3 protein-coding genes are annotated in these 2,895 nt (G+C 18.8%); 1 reads left to right on the forward strand and 2 read right to left on the reverse strand.

Annotated elements, in window-relative coordinates:
- Window positions 1-73: 73 nt before the first annotated feature.
- Complete coding sequence (locus tag ACHMP6_RS01735; protein WP_412097807.1) at window positions 74-1,255, forward strand: ATP-binding cassette domain-containing protein; 1,182 nt, start codon at window positions 74-76, stop codon at window positions 1,253-1,255.
- Window positions 1,256-1,289: 34 nt separating this feature from the next.
- Here the strand turns inward: ACHMP6_RS01735 and ACHMP6_RS01740 are convergent, their stop codons facing one another.
- Together ACHMP6_RS01740 and ACHMP6_RS01745 are read right to left on the reverse strand one after the other, a co-directional pair.
- Entirely contained in the window at window positions 1,290-2,237 is a 948-nt protein-coding gene (locus tag ACHMP6_RS01740) for an HD domain-containing protein (RefSeq protein WP_412097808.1), read from the reverse strand.
- Window positions 2,238-2,280: 43 nt separating this feature from the next.
- On the reverse strand, window positions 2,281-2,829 hold the full coding sequence (locus ACHMP6_RS01745; protein WP_412097809.1) for a hypothetical protein: 549 nt from the start codon (window positions 2,827-2,829) through the stop codon (window positions 2,281-2,283).
- Window positions 2,830-2,895: the final 66 nt, after the last annotated feature.

Genomic DNA, 2,895 nt, shown 5'->3' on the forward strand with positions numbered 1-2,895 from the left:
GAGGGGCTTAGATTAATATCTAGTAATAGAAAAACGGTCTAATTCTATCTCGATTATTAAATTATCTTGTCAATTGCAAAATAAACCAATTAACGAAAATTTAATTGATTCATTATTGTATGAAATGGATTTAGATGAAACTTTTAAAATAAGGAAAATAAATGAATTATCTGGTGGTCAAAAACAAAGAATATCTATTATTCGTGCATTAATTAAAGAAAGTAAGATTATTTTAGCAGATGAGCCTACTTCTAATATTGATAGTAGTACAAGTAAAAAAATTTTTGATAAATTTAAAGAAATTTCTAAAAAAAAATTATTTGTTATTGTTACTCATGATGAAGATAAAGCTTATAAATATGCAGATAGAATTATTAAAATTCAAAATGGTTTCATTATTGAAGATAATATCCTTAATAAACAAAATAAATTTTTAAAACAAAATAAAGTAGTTTCTTATTCAAATAATATTGTTAAAAAAGAAAAAAAAAATAATTATACTGAAAAAGAATTTATTTCTATTTTTAGTTGTTTAAAATTTAAATTAATTTTCAAAATGGCTTTAAGTATTTTAAAATGTAAGAAGTTATTTTTATTTTTTATTTTTATTTTTATGCCTATTATTTTTGCTTTTCTTTACGGTTTCCCTATTATGTGTTCTATTTTTTTTTCTAAAGAAAAAAATTCTTTTTTACCTGTAGAATATTTTAATTTATTTTATAAAATGCTTCAAAATGTATCTAAATCTGAAATTTTGGATTTTTTTATCAAAATTTTAATATTTTTTGGTTTATTACCTTTTTTAATATTGTTGTTTTATTTTTCTTTGAGTATTAGATTAAAGAAAAGAGAAATAGGCATTTTAAAAGGTTTAGGATCTAATAATTATAATATTTTTAAAATTTTTCTTGTTGACTGCTTTATATTTTCTTTTATTAATTTTGTTTTATCTTTGCTTTTATTAATGTTTTTGACGAAAAGCTTATTTTATTTATATAATTTTAATTCAACAATTTCAGAATCTAATTTTATTATAAATTTTTTGACATTTTCTATTCATGATGATAATTTAAAACAAATTATATTAGAAAAATTTCAACATTTTCAAATTTCATATTTTTTTATTTCTCCAATTTTAAGAATTTTATTGTTATCTTTTTATTTATTTATTGTAATTTTTTTATTTTCTTTTTTATGTTTAATTTTGCCCATTTTTAATTTACTTAGAAAAAAAACTATAGACATTTTAAAGTAAAAAAATCAATCAGAAAATAAATTGATTAAAGTTTCTATTTTAGGTTGGGTTTATAAAAGCATTTTTTTTCTACAACAGATAAAGGTTCTGAAAAATTTCCTTTGTCTGTTTTTTTTATTTTATCTTCAATAGAATTAAATTTAGCATCCATATCATCTAAAAACCACAACAAAAGAGCTTCGCTTATTTGAGGTTTTTTAGCTGCTCCGTATTCTAAAAATCCATGATGAGAAATTATTAAATGTTTTAATAATAATATTTCTTCGGTATTTTGTATTCCTAATAAGCAAGCTTCTTCGTGTATATTATTAACTCCTGAAATTAAATGTCCTAGTAAAATGCCTTCTTTTGTGTAAGTTTTATTAATAAAATCAAATTCTTGTATTTTAGCCATATCATGTAAAATTATTCCTGAATATAACAAGTCTTTATTTAAAAAAGGATATGTTTCTAGGAAAACTTCAGATAATTTTAACATAGTTATTGTATGGTGTCCTAAACCTCCATGATAGTTATGGTGCATTTTGAAAGCTGCAGGAATTGTTAAAAATTTAATTTTATTTTTTATAAATAAATTAGTAGTTATTTGGTTTAATATTTTATTTTTTATTTTAGATAAGTAATTTTCTATATATTGTTCTACAATATCAAATGAAATAGGCGAACATTTAAAAAAAACAGAATAAAATTTATAAATTTCTTTAAAATTTAAAACATTTTCTATTAAATCAAATTGTTCACATATAAGAATATTTTTTTCATCTTTTTTTTTATAAACAAAATCAAAAATATAAATTTTTTCTATCAAAGGATTTTTAGAATTCATGTCTAATTTTATATTTAATGCAAAATTTTCAGGTAATAAAACTTCAACATTTTTAAAATTTGTTCCTTGGTTTATATTATTGACTTTTCCTACTAATTTATATTTTTGTCCTATTTTTTTGTTTTTAAAAAATTGTGTTTGGTTTTGATATTTCATAATATTTTCTAATCTCTTTTTTTATTTATTTTAAAAAAATTTTTTATAAATAGTGTTTAATTTTTTTTTTAAAATAAAGATATTTATTTAAATATCTTTTTTTATTAAATTTAAAATAATCTATTATTCTGCAATCTAAAATAAATGTTAAACCGAAAAATAATTCTTCATTTATTGTAGGCCAATTATTTTTTATAATAAAAAGAATACTTTTTTGCAAACCAATATTTAAAAAAGAAATAGCATTTGTATTTTTTAAAGATAAAAAAGCTTTCATAAAGTATGGTTGTTTTAATATTTTTTGAAATTCTTTAAAAATTTGTTCTGGTTTTATTTTTTGTAATAAAAATATATTTTTTTTTAAAGCTTTTTCAGTTTTTTTTTCTATTTTAAAATTTAATTTAGATTGAAAATAAAAAATTCTTAATATTCTTAATGCGTCTTCTGATAATTTTTTATAAGGGTTTCCGATAGTTTTAATTTGTTTTTTTTGTAAGTCTTTATAACCTTGCATGTAATCAAATATATAACCCTTTTCATTCATTAAAAAGCTATTTATGGTAAAATCTCTTCTTAAAATATCTTCCTGAATTTTTGATACAAAATCGAGATAGAATTAGACCGTTTTTCTATTACTAGATATTAATCTAAGCCCCTC

The organism is Candidatus Phytoplasma palmae, assembly GCF_046896035.1.
Taxonomy (GTDB): Bacteria; Bacillota_I; Bacilli_A; order Acholeplasmatales; family Acholeplasmataceae; genus Phytoplasma; species Phytoplasma palmae.

Coding starts and splice junctions, on each gene's coding strand:
- ACHMP6_RS01740 (WP_412097808.1), bottom strand. CDS start 2,237: ATGAAATATCAAAACCAAACACAATTTTTTAAAAACAAAAAAATAGGA.